Here is a 22,556-nt window from a genome sequence, read left to right on the forward strand (position 1 = left end):
TTGCATCGTAAAGGATCACGTAACGTGAGAGTCAACTCTATTTTGCGCCACCCGCACCCGATATTCCTCAGGCGACATGCCTACTGCCGTCTTGAAGGCGTGGATGAAGTGCGCCTGATCATAATAGCCCAGCTCCATCGCCAAGGCGGGCCAGTCCAGCTCTGCGCCAACGGCCAGCTTCTCAATCGCTTCATGCAGCCTGTACCGTTGAATAACCCATTTCGGCCCGACGCCAACATATTGGCTGAACAGCCGCTGCAGCGACCTTTTGTTCATCGCTAGATCGCCCATCACTTGGCCAACCTTCGTAATGGACCGATCGGTCATCATCCGTTCTGCGATGTCTTGAATAACAGCGAGATTAGGGTCAGGCTCTGGCAATATCCCCAGTAAAAAACGGTCCACACATGCCGCCCTCTCCGAAGGGTGCTGCTGGCTGAACACCTCCGACTCCATCTGGCGGCTGTCGAAGCCAAATGCAGCCTCGAATGGAATGAACGTATCGGTCAACTCGCTAACTGGCTTGCGCCAGAACGGATAAAATCCGCCAGGCTGGAACAAAACGCCGACGACACTGCCCTTCCCTTGCAGCACTTGAGCCGTGCGTTGGTTCGAAATGCCTTGAACGCTCGTCGCCCCTGGCATGAACACGAGATTCACGCACGGAGGCTGAATCACTTCCTGCTTGAACGGATGCTGGTCCTCCAAATCCCATTCCACCACCCAATAATGCCGTACGAAAGGGGCAAGCGCTTCCGAGGGGAAGTGCCTCGTTATCGAAAATTTCTGCTTCCCTTCGCTCAGGTGCAGAATCGCTTTATCCGTTACGCTCAGATCATTCGCACTGTTGCTGTTGCGCAAGGCTGCTCCTCCTCTGTCCACTATCCTTATAGCTATAGTTAAACCAGAATGAGGAAACATTAGCAAGCTGGTTATACAGATGTTGTCCACAACTTGTTCTGTGAATACTGTGGATAAAATTCGGGATAACTTTCCTTTTTAGTTGAAGCTAGAAAAACAAAAAAGGAACTTGCTAGGCGAAGCAAGCTCCTTGATGTATAAGTTAAAATTTCATGCACATATAGCTGAGCGAGCCCATCTCATAGCTGCGGTGGATAATTTCCGGCTGCCGATCAGGATCACCACTGCCATATGCAATATACATGGGTACAAAATGCTCCGGCCGTGGAACGGCTAACCGCCCGTTAGGCGCCTGCGTATCATAGTGGAACAACGCCTCTAGATCGCGTTTGGCCATATGGTCGACCAGCCAATCGTCAAAATCGATCGCCCACTGCTCCGGCTCGCCGCCGCCCCAGCGAAGCTGCTGGAAGTTATGCACCGTCGCTCCGCTGCCGATAAGCAGCACATCCTCTTCACCAATGCCACGAAGCGCTTCGCCGACGCGATATTGGTACTCCGCCGTCTGGAACGGCTGAACGGATACTTGCACCACTGGAATATCTGCGTCTGGGAACAACCGGGACAGCACGACCCATGAACCGTGGTCGAGGCCACGTTTTTGATCATATTGAACAGGAATGCCATGCTCGCTCAGTCGGCGTCCTACGTCCTCAGCGAGCGAGGGCGAGCCCGGTGCTGGATAAGTTTTCTCAAACAGTTCGCGCGGGAAACCGCCAAAATCATAAATCGTATCGTAAGGGCCTTCCGTAGATGAAATCGTCAATACATCAGTTTCCCAATGCGCGGTAAAAATAACGATAGCCTTCGGCCGCCCAATCGTTGCACCATAGGAGGACAAAAACAGTCCGCATTCATTATCCTCAATCGCCATCATAGGTGAGCCATGTCCAATAAACAGTGCTGGCATCATGATTGTGAATCCCCCTCACTAATAGATAACTAATTACTTTATGTAAGTTAGTTTAGAATATGAACCACATTAAAGTCAACGGTGTCCTGATGAAACTAACTATATTTTCTTTAGTAAACTTGCTATAATACACATATCGAGGTGATAAGAGGATGAACGGGACCGCCCTATGCCCCCGCTTTGAGAAAGCTGTCAGCATGTTGAGCAAACGTTGGGTTTCGCTTATCGTATTTCAATTGCTTCCCGGACCGCGCAGGTTCTGTGCGCTTGAAGCCTCCCTTCCCAATATTAGCGGCCGGCTGCTGTCGGAACGGCTGAAGGAACTGGAGCAGGAAGGGATCGTTCGAAGAGAAGTATTCCCCGAAACGCCCGTTCGAATCGAATATTCGTTAACGAGCAAGGGACAAGCGCTTGCTCCTATACTCAATGAAATCGGCCACTGGTCCTCCAGTTGGCTGTAAGGGATTCATCACAAACTCCAAAAAGCCGTCCTCTTAGCTGATCGCATCAGCAGAGGACGGCTTTTTCACTCAAATGGCATAGCGTTGCGTTACAATGACACTTTCAGTGGGCCAAATGATTCGCCATGGAGCACAAGCATCAGTTCGTCCCCATCCTTAACCGAGCCAACCCCTGCGGGCGTACCCGTATAAATAATATCGCCTTCTCCCAAGCCGAACGTTTCGCCAATATACGTGACCAGCCGTTCAATCGGGAAAATCATATCGCGCGGGCTGCCTGCCTGCACCGTCTCCCCGTTGCACAGCAGTTGGAAATTCAGCGAAGCGAATGCTTCTGCGCCCGGGAACGGCTGAAACGGCGATAACACCGCCGAATGCTTAAATCCTTTGGCTAGCAGCCATGGATGCCGCTTCTCCTTCAATACAGACTGAACATCACGCGCCGTCCAATCGATGCCGATTGCAAGCCCATCGACAATTTGGCCGACTGGCACCCCCGGCTCATAAGCACGTCCAATGCGGACGACTAACTCTGCCTCATAATGAATCGCCCCAATTCCAGCGGGCAGCCTCAGCTCCCCTTCAGCCGGATGCAGCGCATGCGTCGGCTTAGAGAAAATCATTGGCTCCTCCGGCACATCATTGCCCAGCTCTTGGGCATGAAGTGCGTAATTGCGCCCTACGCAATAGATGTTTCGAATCGCCTCGAATGTGTTCGCCATGTTCGTCCAGCCCTTCCTTCCTTATTTAACAGATAATATCGAAGATAAACTATTGTAATAGGGTAAGTATGGCTCAGATCCACGACGTATAAACACGGGACATTTGGTACTTGTCAGAAACTAATAACCCCCTAGTGGCACGAGTTTCGATAAATTTAGGCATGATCTTAAAAAAGAAAATAAGTAAAAATTTACATATGTACCTATAAAGATAAGTATTGTAAAATTAATACAAATTCAGTAAATTTGTACTCAGGTCACAGATACTCCTTTATATGGACTCGAGTGACGAACTAAAATAGTTGTTGTGATGGGTGTGACGAGTAGGAATCCGGATATGAAATGGTGACCACTTGAAAAACAAAAATGTTGAATAGCTGGCCAGCTAACATAATCCCCACAACCACTATTAATTTGGGAGGAATTAAGTTATTATGAATAAAATGAAAAGTTTGTTACTTTCTGCCTTTGTTGCTGTAAGTGTTTTATCGGTATCTTCCTCTGCATTTGCTGCTACCTATACCTATAGCAGCAGCAATATTGGCTTTGCTCATGATTGGGAGTTAACAGCATCAGGTGGCAGCGGGGCTGCTACCTGGGAAATCGAGTATGGTTACGATACAGCTTGGACCAACGAAGACTATACTCATACTTACCATAATTCCCTGTCACATACAGCAAAAGTTCTAAATGGTGCTACCGCTAGTAATGAACATACGGACTCTGACAGTGCTGGAAGCTGGGCTGGCATTGAAGTTAAGCATTCAGGTAGTCTTGTTTACTACAAAATCGTCTTTTAATTAAAAGACTACAATCATGAGTTAATTCTATGTTGAAGATGTTACCGTTCAGTTGCCTTGCAATTGAACGGTAACATCTTGTTCTCTGGAGGTTACACTTTGAAAACAATCAAGTATATCATAAGCTTTTTTATTCTATTTGTAGGCTTACTGATTATAGGAGAGAGCCATACCTTTCGCCTTAACAACTTTTATACTGCCTTTGATTCTACTACTTTGTATTTGCAACCCAATACGACAGAAGAAGAAATGATTCAGGATACGCTCCAATCTGCTCGTCGAAATAACGTTGAAGTATTCACATATACAATGCAGCCTCGCAGTGCGAATTTAACGGAATTCGAGATTTACGCCACCACAGGCGTCCAAGCCTATTTCAAAAAAAATCTAGACATTGTGGCCAAAGAGTATCCCAGTCTGTTACTAGGAAATATAAGCTTCAAATTTCATGAACTTAGCAGCTTAAAGGACGTTGCGAATGTTCATGATTATTATGTGATTGGAAGCCATGATAAAGCAAAGCAGTTCAAAATTGATTTGATCAATAAATATGCTGGCAATCACCCTATACAAGGTTATGAAAGCAACGAGCTTAGAAATACGATCATCGGCATTTGGGTTTTAATCATTGCGATCATTTTACTATTATCCTTCTATGACGTGATCTATCAAAAGAAAGAAAGCTTAATCCGTGTCTCAATGGGCGAGCCGATCAGTAGAATCGTTTGGAAAAACATTGCCTATGATTCTATTGGTTTTATATTGATATTCGGATTGATTGTATATACCTTATCAAACTATACCCACGTTTATTTTGAATTTAAACTCTCTCTGCTATTCCTTCTCATCTTGCTCGTCACCAATGCCTTATTGTACGTCAACTTATATTTTTATAATCTCAAGGAAGTTTTCTCGAATGCAAAAGCCAGCTCAAATAAACTGCTAACGCTTAACTACGGCCTTAAGTTCGTCACGATTGTAATCACGATTTTGGTCATATCGGGCAATATAGCGTTGATGATTGAATCGTATCAACTTTATAAGCAAAAATCGTTTTTTGAGGATCATAAAGACTACTCTTATATAAGATTAGCATATAAACCACTTACTTCTAGCGATGGTACTGTCAATTTCAGAGACGGCGAAAAGGAACGGGTGAATTATGCCTTCTACAAACAGTTTTTCGAAAAATCTGATGGTATTTTGTTATCGACGACCGAAGGAATGACAAAGAATCGGGGAGGCATCTACGCCAACCGTAATGCCTTGGGCTATTTATCCGGCAAAATTGATAAAATAAAAAATATGGAACTAACGAAAGATATTTATTTCTTCCTGCCCAAAAAGCGTTCTACTGAAGCAGGTGTACTCGATGAGTTAAAGCTAACGGTTCGACAATTTGAAGGCGATCAATTTTCGTATACGTACGACATTATTTATTACGAGAGCAATATCGAAATGCTTCGAATTAATGAGGATTCGCTTTACGGCAGTGAACTTATTGAAAACCCAACAGTAATTTATAATAATCTACCCGCAAATAAGCTCGGATCTCATCCAAAATTCACATACCACTCTACCGAAATCATGTATAACATTACGGATCAAGAATTTAATCAATTCGTTCAAAATAACCAGTTGTCTGGTCTATCAGCAACAAAAACGAACGTACTAGATTACTTTAACAAAGGCTGGAATGCAGCAAAACGTATTTTATATATGAACCTTATCTTTAGTATGTTGGTATTATTTTTAGAATTCATTATTATTTCATCCATCATCAAATTGGAGTATGAGGTTAATGCCATTGAACTATCGATTAAGAAAGTATTGGGATATAGCGTATGCGCGAAAAACAGAAAAATTATTCTCATGACCATTATTACGACCATTTTAAGTATCATATCGGCTGTAATTGCCGCTCTTCTATCGGGGTTGCATGATGTGCAGTATTTAGCAGCGGGGGGAATTGTCATACTCGTGTTGGAACTGGCAGTTATCGGTTTCCGTATACGTCGAATTGAAAATGTGATGATCCAAAAGATTTTGAAAGGAGGAGGCTTATGATTGCGATTACGAATCTCACCAAAACATTTGAAGATAAAACACTGTTCTCAGATCTTAACTTAACGATCGAGGATGGCGATTTTGTCGTCTTCTCCGGACCGAGCGGTTGCGGGAAAACAACTCTGCTGAATATGATCGGTGCTATTGAGAAAATAGAGAAAGGCACCATTCTTGTTGATGGTGTCGATATCAAGTTAAAAAAGAACCATCTGCAGTATTTCAGAACAAAGATCGGCTTCTTATTTCAAAACTTCGCTCTCGTTGACAATAAGACTGTAAAGGACAATTTGAAGCTAATACGTAAGGACTGCAAAACCAGCCTCTCTATCGAAGAGGCACTGCGAATTGTAGGGTTAGAGGACAAGCTAAACAAAAAAGTGTTCACCCTCTCAGGCGGAGAGCAGCAAAGGATCGCCTTGGCACGACTGATGTTAAAGAAATGCGACATCATTCTAGCAGATGAACCAACCGGCTCTCTCGATCGCAATAACGCAGAAATTGTCATGAATAACTTAAAGCAATTAAACCAACAAGGCAAAACGATCATACTTGTAACCCATGATGAAGAACTTAAACGACAAGGAAACCGGGTGGTGAATTTATGCGCAAATTAATCAGGAACAAGTTTGTTATAGTCTTGCTAGTCGCCCTCCTCTTATTCGGCGCTTGGAATTTGGTCTGGCTTATTATGACGAAGAATCGCTATCATGGCTTTTTAGAGGCTGTACCTAAAAATGAAAGGGGAACTCACGTCATCTCTGATGATGAGGGATACTCCTATAATGTAAAAACCCCAGATTACTTACATTTTACCGGAAATTTAGGAGTCTCAAATTTCGAAAAGGGAGAAGCCCTAATTATATGGCCTTTAATTAATGGCGGCTATGAATTTGGATTCAGGCTGCAAAAAGACGGAAAAGCATTCGAAATATACGTAGACGAACATATGAATCCAATCGATACTTCAGATGAGAACATGGTCGAACTTGTCAAAAAATATAAAGCCGAAATCGATGCAATGTACGCAAGGGCCGAGAAAGTTTGGGACCTATAGCTCGCGTTCTATATTTCCATACGAAAGCAAATGGACGTAACTACTGTTACGTCCATTTGCTTATTTCTGCTAAACCTTAAAACTTTAATGCTCCTATGCCTTCAGTTTTACCTTAATATCAATAATCTCCGAGCGGCTGAGCAGCCGAATCGGCGGTCCCCATGAGCCGAAGCCTGATGATACGATAACGTGCATGAGACCTTTGCGCATATAGCCCCAGTCCAGTTCGAACAGCCGGCGGGTGAAGAAGTGGTTCGGGAAAAATTGTCCCCGGTGCGTATGCCCGCATACGAGCAAATCCACGCCTGCCTCTGCCGCTTGCGCGAAGCCATACGGCTGGTGGTCCATTGCGAGGATTGGCAGGGACGGGTCCAGCTTCTCGACAAGCTGCCCCATCGACAGCCGGCCCGGCCTTGCTTCCGCCGTCTTGTCCTTTCGGCCCGCCACATGGAATAATCCTGGCAGCGTCACCGTCTCATCTTGCAGCACTTGAATGCCAATCTGCTCCATCGCCTGTACATATTGTTCAATATGCCCGCCATAATATTCATGGTTGCCAAGCACGGCATAAATGCCATGCTTCGCCTTCAGTTGCTTCAACGTGTCTGCCATCCGGTTACGCAAGAAAGGCTCGATCACATCATCAAGGACATCGCCCGCGAGCAGCACCACATCAGGCTCCATCGCATTCATATGATGGACGAGCTTGCGCAGATGCCGATTGCCGACCATCGTGCCTAGATGCAGATCGGAAGCCATCGCGACGCGCAGCTCCTGCGGACCGCCTTCCTGCGCCGGTTTATCCACTTGCAGCACATGTTTGCGCACGATTGGAGACCATGCGTTATAGGAGCCTCTAACCATCAGCACAGCGATTATGGCAAGCACCGTTCCCGATAACAGCTGAATAACCGTGCCCGTTTCCATGCCCGACAGCTTCATAATCCATCCTGCCAGATCGGCAAATGGCAGCAGCAGCACTGCGAACTCGAAGAATGCAAGATAATATGCGCCGATATTTTTTAAGAGCCTGCCAGCAGCCCCTAACTTGGACACTCTGCCTGTCAAATAACCGAATGCAATAATAACGAACAACACCCAGTAAAGCACCGAAGGAATCCCGAAGCCTGAATGGCCAACAGCAAGCATGCCATGCCAACCGACATAGCCATTTAACAATAGAAAGATTGAGATCATGATAACGAATCGTTTGGCCATTGCGTACTCTCCTCTATGATCCTATCAAATTAGTTGTCTATTAAGAATGTATCATAGGAGGCTTCGTTATCCAAACAGGTGCCTGTTAATGGGTTTGATCCGAATACGCCTTCTGTCCCTGCTGGGGAATCCGCATCGCAACAGCGCGCATCGCTACCGTAATGCCTGCCGTCACGAGCAGCGTTCCTGTGGCAACGAATAGCCATTGGATGCCGAGAAACTTGCCGAGGCCTCCGCCGATTAACGGACCAAGCAGCGAGCCGAGCTGGTTCGCACTCGTCGTCATTCCGAAAGAACGGCCGCGGAATGCGGTATCGGTGCTCCTGACGACAAGGGTATTAACGACAGGAACGATCCCTGCGAGGAATAATCCGAATGTAAATTGAACGATCGTGAACAGCCACAGCTCGTGGACAAAATATTGCAAGCTAATGACGCAGCCCGACGCGATAAGGCAAATAATTAATACGCGCAAATAACCGCTCTTCTCGCCCATCTTGCCCCATTGCGGCGAAGCGAGGATGCCCGCGATTCCAATTAAGGACAGGACGAAGCCCGCTGTTGCTGCAACATCCTGCACATTGCCCCGCATATCTGCGATATGAAGCGTCAAAAGCGGCTGCACCATGTTGACCGACAACTGGAACAATAACAACAGCAAGAGCAGGTTTATCAATTGCCGATTATGCAGCGCTGCGCGGTAAGCCCCTCGTACGGCCGGCTCGGGAGAATTTGTTGATGGCGTCCCCGCCTTCCCCTCCTTGACGAACAGCATAACCGCGATTGTAGCTAGCAAAATAAAGCTTGCCGCAACGATAAACGATTGCCGTTGCCCAAAAGCGTGAGACAGCAACCCGCCCAGCAGCGGTCCCATAATGCTGCCTGTCATTGTCGCAGCCTGCATCATGCCAAGGCTCCAGCCCATCCGCCGCTCAGGCGCGATGGAAGCCACAATGGCCATCGATGCTGGCACGAAGCCGCCGACAAAGCCGTGCAGCAGCCGAATGCCAACAAGCTCCCACGGGCTGTGCACGAGCGCAGTTAAGGCATAGACGACGGATAAGCTTAGTCCGGCGCGAATGACCATTTTTCGTTTCCCATACTTATCTGCCATCGATCCCCATAACGGCGCCATGACCGCCCCTACCAAGAAAGCGGAGGACTGAACGACGCCAGCCCACCAATAAATCGAATCGTTCTCCACCCCAAGCTCAGGCAAGAACAGCGGCAGCAGCGGGATTACCATCGTATAGCTTGAGCTGCATAACAATACGCCAACCCACAAAATCCACATTTGGCGCTGCCAATTTTCCATTCACCACTCACTTCCATTCATTAAGTTTCCGTAAACACTGCGATGTTTCGAATATACGCCTGTTTATCGATTCAAACAACGGCATAACAAAAAAGACTTCCGCCACTCTTGTGCATAAAAGAGCATACGGAAGTCTCCAAAGGCATGGTCGACCACTTCTATTTTGATAAAACCAAGTAAGTTGATTATAATTATTTGCTTTAGAAAGCATAGCATGCGCTAAATTACACTGTCAAACATGTCGATTAGACAGCGTCTGAACCTGCCGTTAGGACTAGATGCCCGCCAACTTGGCGATACCAATATAATAAGCTGCTACGCAAACGTAGCCGGCGCCTTCTTAAGCATGCCTGCATAGGATGAAGGGCAGAGGTGAATGACGCGTGAATATAAAATTAAAGCATGCCAACGCCACGATGTTCGAGCTGTTTTTGCAGCATCAACGTGGCGAGGCACTAGAAGCCCGCTCGATTCGGGACCTTGAGCTGCAAAAGCTCGATATCTCACAGCCTAGCGACCTCATCGCCAATTCGCCCGTTTTACAACGGCTAGTGAGGAAACATTGGCAGTCGATGATCGTGCCGCTGCTTCGAAAATAATGAATCGAGAGTGAAAAAAAGCTCCCTATCGCGAAGCCATTCGCAGGGAGCTTATTGTATGAGTGCGATTAAATTAAAATCGTTTCGTATGATGGCATCTACTTCGACGCGTATCTTTTCACGAGCGGATCGTCTCTCTCGACTGTCACGTTTTTCATGGCATCCTTAGCCGTCTTCGCCGGAACGCGGGGTCCGGACAGAATGGCAGATGCGCGTTTGATTACGTCGGCGGCATTAATCGGCTTGCCTTTTTTGGCCATGTCCTGATCCCTCCATTCTTACCACTATTGTACCCACAGCCGGACAAGCTGGTCAACCGCCTTGCCCAGCCCAGATTGGAATAAGCTATGACAAATATTTGTCTATCCTGAGTGAAATGCCTATATGTGAGTTTGATCTCCCAGTTGCGCATGGAATTGCGATATAGGCATTTCACTCAGGGAAAAAGCTTTGTTGCAATAGGGAGGCCTGTTGGGCTCCTTGCCATGAAATCTCTCCTATCTTGTACCGCCGCGGGCATCCGGTGGATTCGGCGGGCTTGGTGGATTGGGCGGGCTTGGCGGGTTCGGTGGGTTCGTTGCGACGACCATCAGCTCGATGGACTCGATGTTTTTGCTAATCACGTTGTGAAGCAGGGGAAGCACATGCTTGTCGAACGCATCGAATTGGGTAGCGTAGCTGCTGAGGGCGGTAAGGATGAAGTTTGTATCGTTTAATGGATAGTAATAGACCATTTTATTCGTTTTGAAAGGATGATCATTCTCTGGCTTATTCCATAACGCCGATTGGCCCGTTTCCTTCGAATGCTGTGCCATGCGCATATATTTGGGCGGCACTTCGTCTTCGAACACTTCAATCGTAAAGCCTGCGTTGAACGTGTCGCGGTAGGCCGTTTGGATATCGTCGAGCAGCACTCGGAGCACATCCGTGAAGGTGATGACGTTCCCGTGCATGCAACCCAATGTTTTAATAAATGCATCCCTGCCCGTCAAATATTCCATCAACGAGGCTTTGCTTGTCGTAATGATCGCACGCTGAATGGCCGCACGCTCTCCCTCGACCTCGAACTCCACGTTGAAAAACTTGAACCGTTTCAGCCGCAAGAACGCGACAGGCACGACGAGGAACAGCATAACCCAGATAAACAGATAGAACAGGCAGCGAAAAATAATGCGGTTCACCTGCGAAGTGACGATCGGCTTAATAATAAGCGAGGTCATCGTATCGCTGGCTGGTGCACCCGCATTTCCTTGGTTGATCGATGGCGCCGGAACAGCCAAATGGGCCAGCGACCAAATGCCGTGCGCGATTATGAGGGCTATTCCAATGATATAGAGAGCCTGCATATATTTGATGCGCCCGAACATGATCTTCACCCGCCTGCCATTCTATGTATTTTTCAACCTAAACATGATGAGTTTACCACTTCCATCCTTCTTGCGTCTTGATGCTTACGTCACGATCCGAACCGCTATTCGTGTCGAAATAGGGGCTGCACCTTTGGGCAAATGCCGCATACGATGAAAGCGACAACTTTATCCGGAAAGGGTGTTTTGCCCCAATGCCGTGTTCATGTGAATCGCCGCGCATGCAGCCCGTTGTTTACTACTACGACCCACGCGCGTTTCAATTGCCAACTATGCCTGGCCAGGGCGGCGGTGGCGTTATGCCGATGCCGATGCCGGGCCAAGGTGGCGGCGGCGTTATGCCAATGCCTATGCCGGGCCAAGGCGGTGGCGGCGTCTTCCCTATGCCTCCGATGCCCGGCCAGGGTGGTGGCGGCATCATGCCGATGCCGATGCCAGGCCAAGGTGGCGGCGGCGTTCCAGCCCAGCTATCACCGGCTAACCTGCCGAGTGTGCTCGCCCAACATCCGCGCCCGGTCGGTCAGCCTCCGGCGGAAATGCTCCTCATTTATAATTATTTGCGGAGCAACCCGCGCATGCTTCAAGCTTTTATTCAGCAGCGGCCACAATCGCTGCAGCAAGCGGTCCAATTCGCGCAATTCGGCACGATGGGCCCTCGCGAATCGGTTGATCGGTTGCTGCCGGGCATTTGCTATAACCGCTGGTCATTAATTTTCACGTTCAATAACGTCTACTTGATGTTCCCGGTCACGAATCTGTTCGGCTTCGTCATCGGCTATTGCCACCCATTAACGCCTTGCATCGTGCCTGACTTCCAAATCCTATTCGCTTTCTGCTGAGGCAAGCTGCCCGGGGCAGCAATTCGCTCCCTATGCAGCAACAAGCCCGCTCCTTCTCCATTGCTGGGGAAAGGCAGCGGGCTTGCGTGTGTTAATAGAGTGTCTTCCACATATAGAAAGTAGCGTACGACTCCCAGCCGCTCCATCCCGTCGTTATTTCCCTGATTTGCTTGACAGGCGGCTTATCTGGGAGCCCCAGACGATGCTTAATGGCTAAGTGCAGCCCTACATCATCGATTGGAAAAGCGTTCGTCATCCGCAAGCAGCGCATAAGCGCATAATTCGCCGTCCACGGCCCGATTCCGCGAATGCAGACCAGCTGCTTCTCCGCTTCCCGCAAACCGCCCGCAGCAATAAGCGCTGATTTGGACAACTCGCCTGCTTCCATCAGCCCAGCGACGCCGATCATGTACTCCGCTTTGCGCGTCGTAATTTGCATCGCAGTCAAATCTTCTATTTGCAGCTCCATGACAACCGAAGGCTTAGGAAACAGCCATAGCGTATGCCCCTCCCACTCCGTATGGGCGCCGAAACGTTCGACGAATCTCTTTTTCAACGTGTAAGCAAACTTCAAATTGATCTGCTGCCCAAGAATGCCCCAGCAAACCGCCTCGAATAAGTCCGGTATGCCGATGAGGCGCAGCCCCTCAAACCGAACGGCCGCTTCCTGAAGCAAATGGTCCTGCCGCGCCATCGCATAGAACGGCGCCAAATCGCGGTCCATATCGAACCATTCCCGAATGAAACGAATGGCGCCCTCCCGCCCGGCGGGCGAAGGCTGTTCCCGAAAACGGATGCGCAAGGCTGCTTCGCCAGCCGCCTCGCTTATTTCAACTGCTATATGCTCGCCACCGGCATCAATCCATCGATAAATGGAGCCATTTTCGATGCGGTACAAGCATTCATCGGCTGAACGGGCTAAGTAGCTTAAATTTTGGGAGAAGGAGAAAAAGGGTGGAGTGGCTAAGATTACGTCTTCCATCGGCAACGCCTCCTTGCTTGATTCTACAAAAAAAAATAACATAATACGGCGGCTGGCCGCTTTCGTATTGTTGCTTTTATATTCTTGCGCCCTTTTATCTGGGTTAACCAGAAGCGTATACTAAAAACCGTGGAGGCGATAGAGCGTGCTAAGTGACCAACATTGGAATGCAATTGTGAGCAGCGATAGCTCATTCGACGGCTTGTTCTATTATGCGGTGAAAACGACCGGCATTTACTGTCGCCCTTCTTGCCGTTCCCGCGTGCCCAATCGGGCGCATGTCACGATTTTCCTACAAGCTGAACAAGCTATAGCTAGCGGATTTCGCGCTTGCAAACGCTGCAGGCCGGAGGGCCGGAAGCTGCCGGATGAAGAATGGGTCGACCAAATCATGCGGATCATCGAATCACGCTACGCGGAGCCTTTGACGCTAGACGTGCTAGCTGATGCGGTTCATGGCAGCCGATATCATCTCCAGCGAACGTTCAAGCGCGTGATGGGCCAATCGCCCGCAGCTTGCCTGCGGCAAATTAGATTGGCGGAAGCGAAGCGGCTGCTGGCAAACACGGATATGCCAATGGCGGGCATCGCTTCAGCGATCGGGCTGCCGAGCGCGGCGCATTTTGCCACATGGTTTCATAAAGAAGTTGAAGCTCCCCCTAGCGAGTATCGCCGAAATTACAGGAACTTAACAATAGATCAGCAGGAAGGAGCACCAGGCCATGAATAACGCAGCTACTAGCCATTCTAACGCCAACGCATCATTCGGAGCCGACAGCACGGAAGGCGTGGTTTACTGGAGCCCAGTGAAAGCAGGCCCTTGGACGCTGCATCTGGCCGCGACGGCACAGGGCATATGTTATATCGGCTCGGCCGATCAGCCACTTGATGAAGTGAAGGCGTGGCTCAGCCGCCGCCTCCCTAAGCATAGGTTAGTGCGTGATGACGATGCGCTTGTTCCATACGCCGAAGTGATCGGGCACTATTTGGCTGGCAAGCGGGAAGCACTGGATGTTCTCCAAATGGACCTGCATGGAACGCCGTTCCAGCAGGCCGTATGGCAAGCGCTTCGCGAGCTTCCGTATGGCTGCATCTCGACCTACTCGGACATCGCCTTGCGCATCGGGAAACCTCAAGCCGTCCGCGCGGTTGGCACCGCCATTGGGGCCAATCCCGTACTGATGGGCGTACCCTGCCACCGCGTGATCGGCAAGTCAGGCGCGTTGACCGGCTTCCGCGGCGGGCTCGCGATGAAGCGAGTGCTGCTGGAGCTGGAGGGAGTCGCCGTCGGCAAAACGTAGCGATAACAGCACACGGCGTTACAACTCAGGCGCTACTAGCACTAGTTCGCATCGATTCGCTAAGCTCGGCCGCATCCTCTGGGCGCTGTGATTGTATTCTGTGCAATGGCGAATCCAGCAGCACATAAAAAAGAGCTATAGCAGGCAACGCCCGCTATAGCTCTTCTTCACTCTTATCCACAATTGCAGCCGGCCATCAGGCCTGCCTTGACTGCCTCCAGGCGTTGCTGCCTAGAAACTAGCCGTAATATTGCCGATGTAGTTCGCTTTGAACGACGTCAACGTCGTGTTCATCGTTTTTACTGGCTGCGCCCATGTCCAGTAGTCGAAGGTCACTTTGTCATTCGCTTCGTCGACCGTGATCGGTCCTTCGAGCGTGATGACATGCGTGCCGTCGCCTGGCTGGAGCAGCGCTGTTTTGATCCAAAGCACGATATGGTTGTTGGCGTTCTTGGTGATCGCTTTGATCGCTGCTACGCTCTTATCCGTACTATTGGTTGCCGATTTGTAGAAGCCGGTGTCGGTGTACCACTCGCACAGTTCCTTGGTCGGCGTCTCGATTGCGGTGGACTCATCCGGCGCGCCCTCGTAATCGAAGAACCAGTTCTCGCTATCGCGCAGCGAGGACATAAGCATCCAATCTGCCTGCGGCGGCATGCCTGGGAATTTGGCAGCGAGCGCACTGTAATCCGCGTTGCGCAAGTCGGTGCCCGGCGCGACCTTCAGCTTGCCGAGGAAGCCGATGCCTCCGCCGAACAACGCCTTCGCGAATGACTCAAACTGCGCGGCGTCTTTTTGAATGATGTGATGATAGAAGCAAGCGGTCGTACACAGCCCGACGACGCCCTGATTAAACAAGTTCGCATCGCCCTTGAGATTGTTAATGCGCGTCAACACCGTATTGCTGTCGAGCTTCGGCCATGCTTTGCGCGTGTCTAGCGGGCTGCTCGAAGGGGATGCATCATCCCCGCCAGTCGCACCGGATACTTTATCAAGTATCCGGTTGACGACATTGGATCGCGGCTCGCTATCGCCCCATGTCGCGGCAAGCGCTGCTGGATTTTGCGAATAGCCGCCGCCTCCGCTGCTTCCTCCACTGCCGCCGGAGCCCGCACCGCCGCCAGACCCACCAACTGCACCGCCTCCGCCGCTGGATCCGCCGCCGCCAACAGGCGATACTGCCCCGCCGCTGCCGCCAGAGCCTGAACCGCCACTGCCGGATTGTCCCTGCGATTTATCAAAGTAGTTGATCTTCGCGCCATCCTGCGAATGGTTTCCCCCTCCGCTGATGCCGCCTCCACCGCCGCCTGCCAGGCCGCCGGTATATACAGATGCCGCTGTCTTGGCAAGGCTCGTGATCATCTCCGCCGCAATGCGCTGGCGCTCCGTATTCGCCGTCAGCAGGCTGTTCATATTGGTGCCTGCCTGCTGGCCTGCGGTAGCTGCTCCAGCCGATGTCGCCTGCAGCGCAGACTGCGCCAAGCCGATCGTGCCTTGCAATCCGCTCATATCGCGGAACATGTTGCCGTTCTGAATCGCTGCAAGAATTGCCGCCGTACCGCTTGGATCGGGCAAAGTCGTCGGTGACGTAATGTTAACGATTGGCGTGCTAAGCTGCCCAGGCTTCACGTCCTCATTCGTCGCTCGGCTGCCCGTCTGGATCGCCGCGATCTCGGTCGCTTGCATCGGAATCGGCGAGTCTTGCCAGTTCCAGAACCGTGTAATGTCGAGCTTCTCCGCACTGTTCGAGCGTCCCAGCACCGCTTCGGCGAACGTGCCGCCCGACGGCAGTGGAACGATATCCTCTTTGGCGCTGCCAAGCTGGATGCCATGCTCGCGCAGCCACTTCGCCCACGTCTCGTCGCTGGACGAGTCCGTGTTCATTTTGAAAGCGAGATAGTTGCCAATATACCGAATCGGCCTTGGCTCAACCACCTGCGAAACGGGCACGAGCTCCCCATTCAACTCCACGCCATAGCCCGATAACAGAAGCGCCAACTGCGTGCTGTCGAGCGAACGGAATACCGCTTGGCTGTAGTGCATTCGATTTTCCATCAAATGCGACTTCAAATTCGCATCTACGCCGCCAGGCTTGATTTGGACTACCAGCGTCTCCACGACTGAGCCTTTAGCAATTGTCACCTTCGGCAGCTCCAGCGGGAAACGTACGCCGTTGCGGTTGAGCGTAAGCACGAGCGTCGCCGACACGTTTACTTCCGGGCTGCTGCCAATCACGCCAATTCGGCTCACATCGCTCATCGCGAGCGGATGCGCTGCATCCACCGTCGTCACGGTTCCGCCCGACAACGTATGAAACACGAACTTCACAGCCGTGCCGCCTGCCCATACGACGCCGCCTTCGATGATGACGTCGGTCGGAATGAACATCGACGCACTGTTCTGGCGGAGCACCGCCCGGTTCAACAGGCGCGAGATGCGAGCCGATTGGTCGATCGACCACAAAGCATCGTTCACTTGCTGATAAACGGGAATCGTATACGACAGCTGGAATGATGTGCTCATGTTCATATTCATCGACGCATTGTTCGTTGGCTGGTTAGCGGCATTCGCATTCGTAGCATTGGCGGCCGCATCCGTTTCCTTATTCACCGCCAAATTAGGCTGCGTGCGTGACGGAATAGTCGGCGGCGGAGCCGCAAAGCCGGTTCGCGTAATCATCGCATCACGGATCAGAATGCTCAGCCGGTTCCCGATGGCGGTGAAATGCGTATCCTTCTCTGGAATAATTTCCAGTACATCGAGGTTCATAAGCGCTTCCCGAATCGGGTACGTCAACGCCGCACGCGACAGCACGCTGCGGAAACGGCGGACGAGCGCATCGTTTAGAAAATCGATTAGCTGAATCGGGATAAAGACGACCTTATCCGCCTTCACGATTGCAACCTCGACACGATAGACTTGCACAACCTCATAATATTGGATCGTTAGCGCATGCATATGGTTATAGTTGGCGATGACGCGCGTGCTGACGCCCTCATGCTCGCTTTGCGAAACTTCCTTCACGACAGAAGCGCGGCGGCTGCGGCTGCTATGGGCATGCTGATGCGTACGGTCATTCACATTTTGCATCATCGTGCTGCCGATATCGCGATGCCCGAACGACGTAGAATAGCTGTCCGCATGCGAGCTCGTCGATGCTGAGCTGCTCGTCTGGCCAAACGATGCGCTTGGGCCGCCGAACAACCCGCCTAGAGGAGCGGACAGCTCCTCCGCGGAGGATGAGCCTTCCGCACTCGATTTACTCTTCGCATTCGATTCGGAGAAGCCACTCTGCGCCTCGTTGGCTACCGCTTGCGTCACTTCGTTGATCGACCGGTTATGCGAAGCGTCATTGGTCAAGTCATCAATTTCGCTGATTACTTCGGTTTCGCCTGCACGGCTTTTGCGCGACCAATCCACGACGGCTATGCGCGTGCTCTCGCCCGGCGCGAGCGCCGTGCTGTGCAGCAATTGGCCGAGCGTGACGCCCTGTGCATACCACGATTGGTTGAAAGTGAGCAGTGCGCCAAAGGCGATTTTCTTAAATCCGGCATCGCTTGCTGCCAGAATGCCGATGTCGATCGGCTTGAAGATCGGGCTTACGATATCAATGATTTTCTCATCATCGCCCACGTGAATCTGATCCATCAGCAGCGTCGTATATTGAACACGCTCCGTCGGATATTCCCCCGTCTTAGGCAGCAAATCCGGCGGGCGTTCAGGGTCATAGGTCGAAACATTTTCGGGAAAGTACACAGCAGTCAGCAGCTTCGTCGCAGCGCGGTAAGGTGGATACAGCGCCAAATCCCGTACTGTCTGCACGTCCAGCACCTCGGAAATCGCATCTACCCGTCCCTCAGGCACGCTTTGCAAAACGCCAATCGCCAAAAACTGCAGCTCATTGACCTTCTTGCCTGCTGCTACCGCCTCCCGTACGAGATCAGCCGTAGGCGTTCCGTGCTGGTTCAGCGCAGAATGAATGTCCGAAGCAGCATTGAGCAGCTTCGTCGCAGCGTCGAACACGCCGGATGTAGCCAAGTCGAATACGGTCGTGATTTCCAGTTCCTTCAAAATGTCGGCAGCCTGTGGACTGACGCCAAGCAGAACATGGGGCGATAAGCGCAGCAGCTCGCGCAGCGGCAAATTGCGATATTCCGTTCGAACCAATACGAGTAGTTCATCGAGTGCATTTTGATTAATAATGGCGGACATGACACCTCTCCTTAATTCATCGTTTAGGATGAAGAAAGCACTGCTAATCCGTCTTGCCTACCTTGCTCCCGCAATGCGATACGTATTGTATCACGGAGTTTGCCCGGCTACAAGCGCCGTACGATAGGGGCCAAGACCCGAGTTTTGCTGCTGCGAAGCAGCCTTAAGGAACTATGCCGCTGGTCTTGCCAGCAGTGCTTGGCATGCTACAATAACATCACACCTAGCATCCGAACGTTTAAGCCCTTGCTCAGGGCGCGTTCAGCGAAGGTTCAGTTTGGCGGCGGATAATAACAGTCATAATAGAAGCAAGCTTTTGCACTTATACACCGTGATTCGTGCGATTAAGGAGGGCTTATGATGAAGCCAACACCTGGCATTCGAATAATGCTCGTCGATGACGAGCCTCATATTTTGCAATTTCTCGAACTTGGCCTGACGAATGAGGGCTTCGATGTCCGCACCGCGCCCGGCGGCATGGCTGCTATTAATCTGGCACAGGAGTTTGCGCCGCATGTCATCGTTCTCGATGTGATGATGCCAGGCATGGATGGGTTCGAAACTTGCCGGATGATCAAAAAAGGCGGCAGCGAGGTTGCGGTTATTATGCTGACCGCGAAGGACGAGGTCGATGACCGCGTGAAGGGCTTGACGCTAGGCGCCGATGATTACCTCGTGAAGCCGTTCAGCTTCGATGAGCTGCTCGCCCGCATTCGCGCTCGGCTGCGCAATCAATTTCCGATGCTGTTCGGCGAGGTTAAGCTCGGGCCGTTCAGCATTGATGACCGGCGCAAAGAAATCCAGTACGAAGGGCAGCCGCTGGAGCTTTCGCCAACCGAATATGAGCTGCTGAAGTACATGGTCGCCAATCACGGCATTGTGCTTAGCAAGTCCACTATTTTGGACAAGGTGTGGGGATATGATTTTGGCGGGGAGGAAAATATTGTCGAGGTGTATGTACGCTCCCTGCGCGATAAATTAGGGGACAAGGAGCATCGGCTTATTCGGACGCTGCGCGGCGCCGGCTACCGGGTTGACTTGTCATGAAACGCCTGATAAACCTTCAGGCATTCAAACGGCTCTTCCTCCCCCGCTCCCTTCGGTCGCAGCTGCTTGCACGGTCGTTATTCATTCTTGCTGCGCTGCTTATTCTAATTGGCGCGTTCCAGTACGTCATCATGCGAGACTTCTTGTACAAAAATCAAGCGGAGACGATGATGTCCGAGCTGCGCGGCATGCCTAAGGAGATTTTCGGGGAAAACCCTAATTTCCCTCGGCAGCCCCACGGGGAAGGACCGGACAAGGGCAATTATGGCCATGACAACGGCGGTTACTACGGCGGCCCTCTTCTGTTTATGCTGGATAAGTCGCTTGCGCTTATCGGCAGCGATGGCACGTTCACCGACGTGACGGCGGACAAGGGGATTGCAGCCCCTGAGCTCACGCAAGCGGAATATGCAGCTATTAGCGAGAAGGCGGGACAACGTGCACGCGGGCGCATCCCTTATCAAGTCGAAACCGCAGCCGACGGAACCGAGCAGTTGCTTGTCTTCGCCGATACTGTCCCTGGCCAAGACGCCATGCTGCAGCTCGGGCAAAAAACAGCGCCGCTCAAGGAGCTGCTGCTTCGCCAGCTCTCCATCTTCGCTGGGCTGTCGCTGATCGCGCTCGCAGGGGGGCTGCTGTTGTACTTGCCGGTCTTGCGGCGGACGCTGCGCCCACTAAACCGGATGGTTCGCGCCGTGGAGCAGACCGATGCCGGCAGCTTGAATGAACGGTTCCCCGCCAGCCAAGGGCAGCTGGAAATCGATCTGCTCGCCGAATCGTTCAACGGCATGCTGGAGCGGCTCGAAACCTCCTTCGAGGCGGAACGCGAAGCGAAGGAACATATGCGAAGGTTCATCGCCGACGCTTCACATGAGTTAAGGACGCCGCTGACGTCCATCCACGGCTTCATCGAAGTGCTGCTGCGCGGCGCGGCTGACAAGCGTGAGCAGTTGTACCCGGCGCTAAACAGCATGCATGGCGAATCGACGCGAATGAAGAAGCTCGTCGAGGATCTGCTAACGCTCGCCAAGATGGATCGTGCGGCGCAGTTGCGCATGTCGCCCATCATGCTCGATGAGCTGATGGAAGAGATGGAGCCACACCTACGAATGCTCGCTGGCGAGCGCACCGTCCAGTTCAAGCTGCAGCAGGCCGTTAGCGCCAATGGCGATGCCGACCAAATCAAGCAGGTTGTGCTCAATCTATTCCACAACGCTGTACAGCATACGGATGCGCATAACGGCAAAATCCAGGTGGCGGTCTCGCGTGCGGCAAGCGGCCAAGCTATCGTCGCCATTGCCGATAACGGTCCTGGCATTGCAGCCGAGCACGCATCGCATGTGTTCGAGCGGTTTTACCGCAGCGATTCATCCCGCACGCGCAAACATGGCGGCGCGGGGCTCGGCCTCTCGATCTCCCAATCGATCGTCGAAGCGCATGGCGGCGAAATCACGCTGGACAGTGCCATCGGGCACGGGTCAACGTTTGCTTTTAAGCTGCCGGCAGCTACACCGTAATCAGGTGTTCATTATGAAAAACAAGACCCTATTTTTTAGATGGGGCCTTGTTTTTTTATTGAAAATGAACCTTAAATGCCCTTAAATTCTAGTCAGCATTGGAAATGGTTGCTATACTATGCTTGTATCATTTTTTTACATTTTGATTGTTTTGGAGCGTGTATGCTTATGCGTAAGAAATTGCCTATGGTTATGCCAGAAATCACCTCATTCCAGCATCATACGACCATCCTGTCGATTTTAGGTGATGATGACTATGTCCAAGAATGGAAGTTTTCCAACTTCATGCAGCTGTTCGCCCTCGTGTACGACCACAATGAGACCGAGAAAAATGTCCCGTTCATGGACTTCTATTCCACGTCCTACATCCTTAAATCAACCCCGTGGGTGGCCAATCAAACCTTCTCGAGACACGCGCTGGACCAGACGGATATTGTCAAATTTGTAATCGATTGCATTGAGCAAAACAAATACGTCTACATGGTCGTAGAATGCCGCCATATCGCCGCACACGAGCATCCTGACGCATCGTTCTCCCATCCGCTTATCATTCATGGATATGATCGCGACCGCCAGGCTTTTCATATTGCTGACTTCTTCAACTCTACGTTTTCGTTTAAGGAAGCCTCCTTCGACGAGCTTCGCACCGCCTATCATGCGTATGAAAAAGGGAGCTTCTGGTGGGATGGCGCACAAGTCTTGGAAGTAACTGACGCCCAATCGGAAGTATCTATCGATCCGGACTACTACAAATCCATCCTCTCCGACTATCTCCACTCCACGGCAGTAGCCCCCTACGCATTAAAATACGGGATTGATATCGTACACCACACCAAGACCGTTCCGACCATCTATCATTCGATATTCGGCATGTCGATCTATGATGAGCTCATTGCTAACTTCCGAGGAAGGGGCCCCGTCGACTATACCGTCCTGCCCGTTCTGGCAGACCATAAACTCAACCTCCAGCAATTCATCGAATACATGAAGGCCAAAGGCGTTCTGCCGTCCGATTATCCCGATTTCTGCGAGATTCTTACGAAAACAAAAGCAGCCCGGAATACATTCTTGAAAAGCGTGTTGCGCGGAGATAACCGTTATCACGCACAGATCGCCGACAACTTGTCCGAGATCAAGGAGCTAGAACAGCGTGCGATTACGGATCTGATTGCGGCGCTATAAGCGAAGCGTATTCATTAGGGACTGTCCGACAGCCGACAT

General features: G+C 51.1%; 21 protein-coding genes. 12 read left to right on the forward strand and 9 right to left on the reverse strand.

Annotation, left to right across the window (positions count from 1 at the left end):
• Nucleotides 1-15 precede the first annotated feature (15 nt).
• Together GON22_RS03125 and GON22_RS03130 are read right to left on the reverse strand one after the other, a co-directional pair.
• Entirely contained in the window at nt 16-861 is an 846-nt protein-coding gene (locus GON22_RS03125; protein ID WP_160394668.1) for a helix-turn-helix domain-containing protein, read from the reverse strand.
• A 202-nt stretch (nt 862-1,063) separates the two neighbouring features.
• Nucleotides 1,064-1,834 (reverse strand): dioxygenase family protein, encoded by a 771-nt coding sequence (locus GON22_RS03130; protein ID WP_160394669.1) that lies wholly within the window; start codon nt 1,832-1,834, stop codon nt 1,064-1,066.
• A 152-nt stretch (nt 1,835-1,986) separates the two neighbouring features.
• On the opposite strand from GON22_RS03130, the gene GON22_RS03135 reads away from it, so the two are divergent.
• A complete protein-coding gene (locus tag GON22_RS03135; RefSeq protein WP_160394670.1) occupies nt 1,987-2,295 on the forward strand; it encodes a winged helix-turn-helix transcriptional regulator in 309 nt (102 codons plus the stop codon).
• 89 nt (nt 2,296-2,384) lie between these two features.
• Here the strand turns inward: GON22_RS03135 and GON22_RS03140 are convergent, their stop codons facing one another.
• Entirely contained in the window at nt 2,385-3,017 is a 633-nt protein-coding gene (locus GON22_RS03140) for a fumarylacetoacetate hydrolase family protein (protein WP_160394671.1), read from the reverse strand.
• 434 nt (nt 3,018-3,451) lie between these two features.
• On the opposite strand from GON22_RS03140, the gene GON22_RS03145 reads away from it, so the two are divergent.
• The 4 genes from GON22_RS03145 to GON22_RS03160 all read left to right on the forward strand — a co-directional run bounded on the left by GON22_RS03145 (nt 3,452) and on the right by GON22_RS03160 (nt 6,938).
• Nucleotides 3,452-3,817: a mediterrocin family bacteriocin gene (locus GON22_RS03145; RefSeq protein WP_160394672.1), complete on the forward strand. Its 366-nt coding sequence runs from the start codon at nt 3,452-3,454 to the stop codon at nt 3,815-3,817.
• Between the two features lie 99 nt (nt 3,818-3,916).
• Nucleotides 3,917-5,884: a DUF1430 domain-containing protein gene (locus GON22_RS03150; protein WP_160394673.1), complete on the forward strand. Its 1,968-nt coding sequence runs from the start codon at nt 3,917-3,919 to the stop codon at nt 5,882-5,884.
• Nucleotides 5,881-6,498 carry an ATP-binding cassette domain-containing protein gene (locus tag GON22_RS03155; protein ID WP_160394674.1) on the forward strand — a complete coding sequence of 206 codons (618 nt, stop codon included), beginning with the start codon at nt 5,881-5,883 and terminating at the stop codon, nt 6,496-6,498. Before GON22_RS03150 ends, GON22_RS03155 begins: the two co-directional genes overlap by 4 nt.
• Nucleotides 6,486-6,938: a hypothetical protein gene (locus GON22_RS03160; protein WP_160394675.1), complete on the forward strand. Its 453-nt coding sequence runs from the start codon at nt 6,486-6,488 to the stop codon at nt 6,936-6,938. The genes GON22_RS03155 and GON22_RS03160 overlap by 13 nt, the downstream gene beginning before the upstream one ends.
• 93 nt (nt 6,939-7,031) lie before the next feature.
• Here GON22_RS03160 and GON22_RS03165 read toward each other — a convergent pair whose 3' ends face one another.
• Nucleotides 7,032-8,156, reverse strand: coding sequence for a metallophosphoesterase (locus tag GON22_RS03165; RefSeq protein ID WP_160394676.1), 1,125 nt, complete (start codon nt 8,154-8,156; stop codon nt 7,032-7,034).
• An 85-nt stretch (nt 8,157-8,241) separates the two neighbouring features.
• Nucleotides 8,242-9,471 carry an MFS transporter gene (locus tag GON22_RS03170; protein WP_160394677.1) on the reverse strand — a complete coding sequence of 410 codons (1,230 nt, stop codon included), beginning with the start codon at nt 9,469-9,471 and terminating at the stop codon, nt 8,242-8,244.
• 383 nt (nt 9,472-9,854) lie between these two features.
• Here GON22_RS03170 and GON22_RS03175 point away from each other — a divergent pair, with 383 nt between their 5' ends.
• Nucleotides 9,855-10,070 carry a hypothetical protein gene (locus GON22_RS03175; protein ID WP_160394678.1) on the forward strand — a complete coding sequence of 72 codons (216 nt, stop codon included), beginning with the start codon at nt 9,855-9,857 and terminating at the stop codon, nt 10,068-10,070.
• A gap of 98 nt (nt 10,071-10,168) precedes the next feature.
• Here the strand turns inward: GON22_RS03175 and GON22_RS03180 are convergent, their stop codons facing one another.
• Together GON22_RS03180 and GON22_RS03185 are read right to left on the reverse strand one after the other, a co-directional pair.
• Nucleotides 10,169-10,330, reverse strand: coding sequence for a hypothetical protein (locus GON22_RS03180; protein WP_006037811.1), 162 nt, complete (start codon nt 10,328-10,330; stop codon nt 10,169-10,171).
• Nucleotides 10,331-10,567: 237 nt separating this feature from the next.
• Nucleotides 10,568-11,437 carry a hypothetical protein gene (locus tag GON22_RS03185; RefSeq protein WP_160394679.1) on the reverse strand — a complete coding sequence of 290 codons (870 nt, stop codon included), beginning with the start codon at nt 11,435-11,437 and terminating at the stop codon, nt 10,568-10,570.
• Nucleotides 11,438-11,631: 194 nt separating this feature from the next.
• Between GON22_RS03185 and GON22_RS03190 the strand changes: the two genes are divergently transcribed.
• The gene (locus GON22_RS03190; RefSeq protein WP_160394680.1) at nt 11,632-12,276 is read left to right on the forward strand and encodes a hypothetical protein; all 645 of its coding nucleotides are present in this window, start codon (nt 11,632-11,634) and stop codon (nt 12,274-12,276) included.
• Nucleotides 12,277-12,367: 91 nt separating this feature from the next.
• Here the strand turns inward: GON22_RS03190 and GON22_RS03195 are convergent, their stop codons facing one another.
• Complete coding sequence (locus GON22_RS03195) at nt 12,368-13,258, reverse strand: DNA-3-methyladenine glycosylase family protein (protein ID WP_160394681.1); 891 nt, start codon at nt 13,256-13,258, stop codon at nt 12,368-12,370.
• A 145-nt stretch (nt 13,259-13,403) separates the two neighbouring features.
• Between GON22_RS03195 and GON22_RS03200 the strand changes: the two genes are divergently transcribed.
• Together GON22_RS03200 and GON22_RS03205 are read left to right on the forward strand one after the other, a co-directional pair.
• Nucleotides 13,404-13,988 carry an Ada metal-binding domain-containing protein gene (locus tag GON22_RS03200; protein ID WP_160394682.1) on the forward strand — a complete coding sequence of 195 codons (585 nt, stop codon included), beginning with the start codon at nt 13,404-13,406 and terminating at the stop codon, nt 13,986-13,988.
• Nucleotides 13,981-14,559 (forward strand): methylated-DNA--[protein]-cysteine S-methyltransferase, encoded by a 579-nt coding sequence (locus GON22_RS03205; RefSeq protein ID WP_160394683.1) that lies wholly within the window; start codon nt 13,981-13,983, stop codon nt 14,557-14,559. Before GON22_RS03200 ends, GON22_RS03205 begins: the two co-directional genes overlap by 8 nt.
• A 231-nt stretch (nt 14,560-14,790) precedes the next feature.
• Here GON22_RS03205 and GON22_RS03210 read toward each other — a convergent pair whose 3' ends face one another.
• Nucleotides 14,791-18,771, reverse strand: a complete 3,981-nt coding sequence (locus GON22_RS03210; RefSeq protein WP_160394684.1) for a hypothetical protein — start codon at nt 18,769-18,771, stop codon at nt 14,791-14,793.
• Between the two features lie 360 nt (nt 18,772-19,131).
• Between GON22_RS03210 and GON22_RS03215 the strand changes: the two genes are divergently transcribed.
• The 3 genes from GON22_RS03215 (at nt 19,132) to GON22_RS03225 (ending at nt 22,517) form a co-directional block, all read left to right on the forward strand.
• Nucleotides 19,132-19,818, forward strand: coding sequence for a response regulator transcription factor (locus tag GON22_RS03215; protein WP_160394766.1), 687 nt, complete (start codon nt 19,132-19,134; stop codon nt 19,816-19,818).
• On the forward strand, nt 19,815-21,335 hold the full coding sequence (locus GON22_RS03220) for a sensor histidine kinase (protein ID WP_160394685.1): 1,521 nt from the start codon (nt 19,815-19,817) through the stop codon (nt 21,333-21,335). Before GON22_RS03215 ends, GON22_RS03220 begins: the two co-directional genes overlap by 4 nt.
• A gap of 168 nt (nt 21,336-21,503) precedes the next feature.
• Nucleotides 21,504-22,517 (forward strand): hypothetical protein, encoded by a 1,014-nt coding sequence (locus GON22_RS03225; protein ID WP_237178993.1) that lies wholly within the window; start codon nt 21,504-21,506, stop codon nt 22,515-22,517.
• Nucleotides 22,518-22,556: the final 39 nt, after the last annotated feature.

This window comes from Paenibacillus sp. MMS18-CY102, assembly GCF_009789195.1.
Classification (GTDB): Bacteria; Bacillota; Bacilli; order Paenibacillales; family Paenibacillaceae; genus Paenibacillus_T.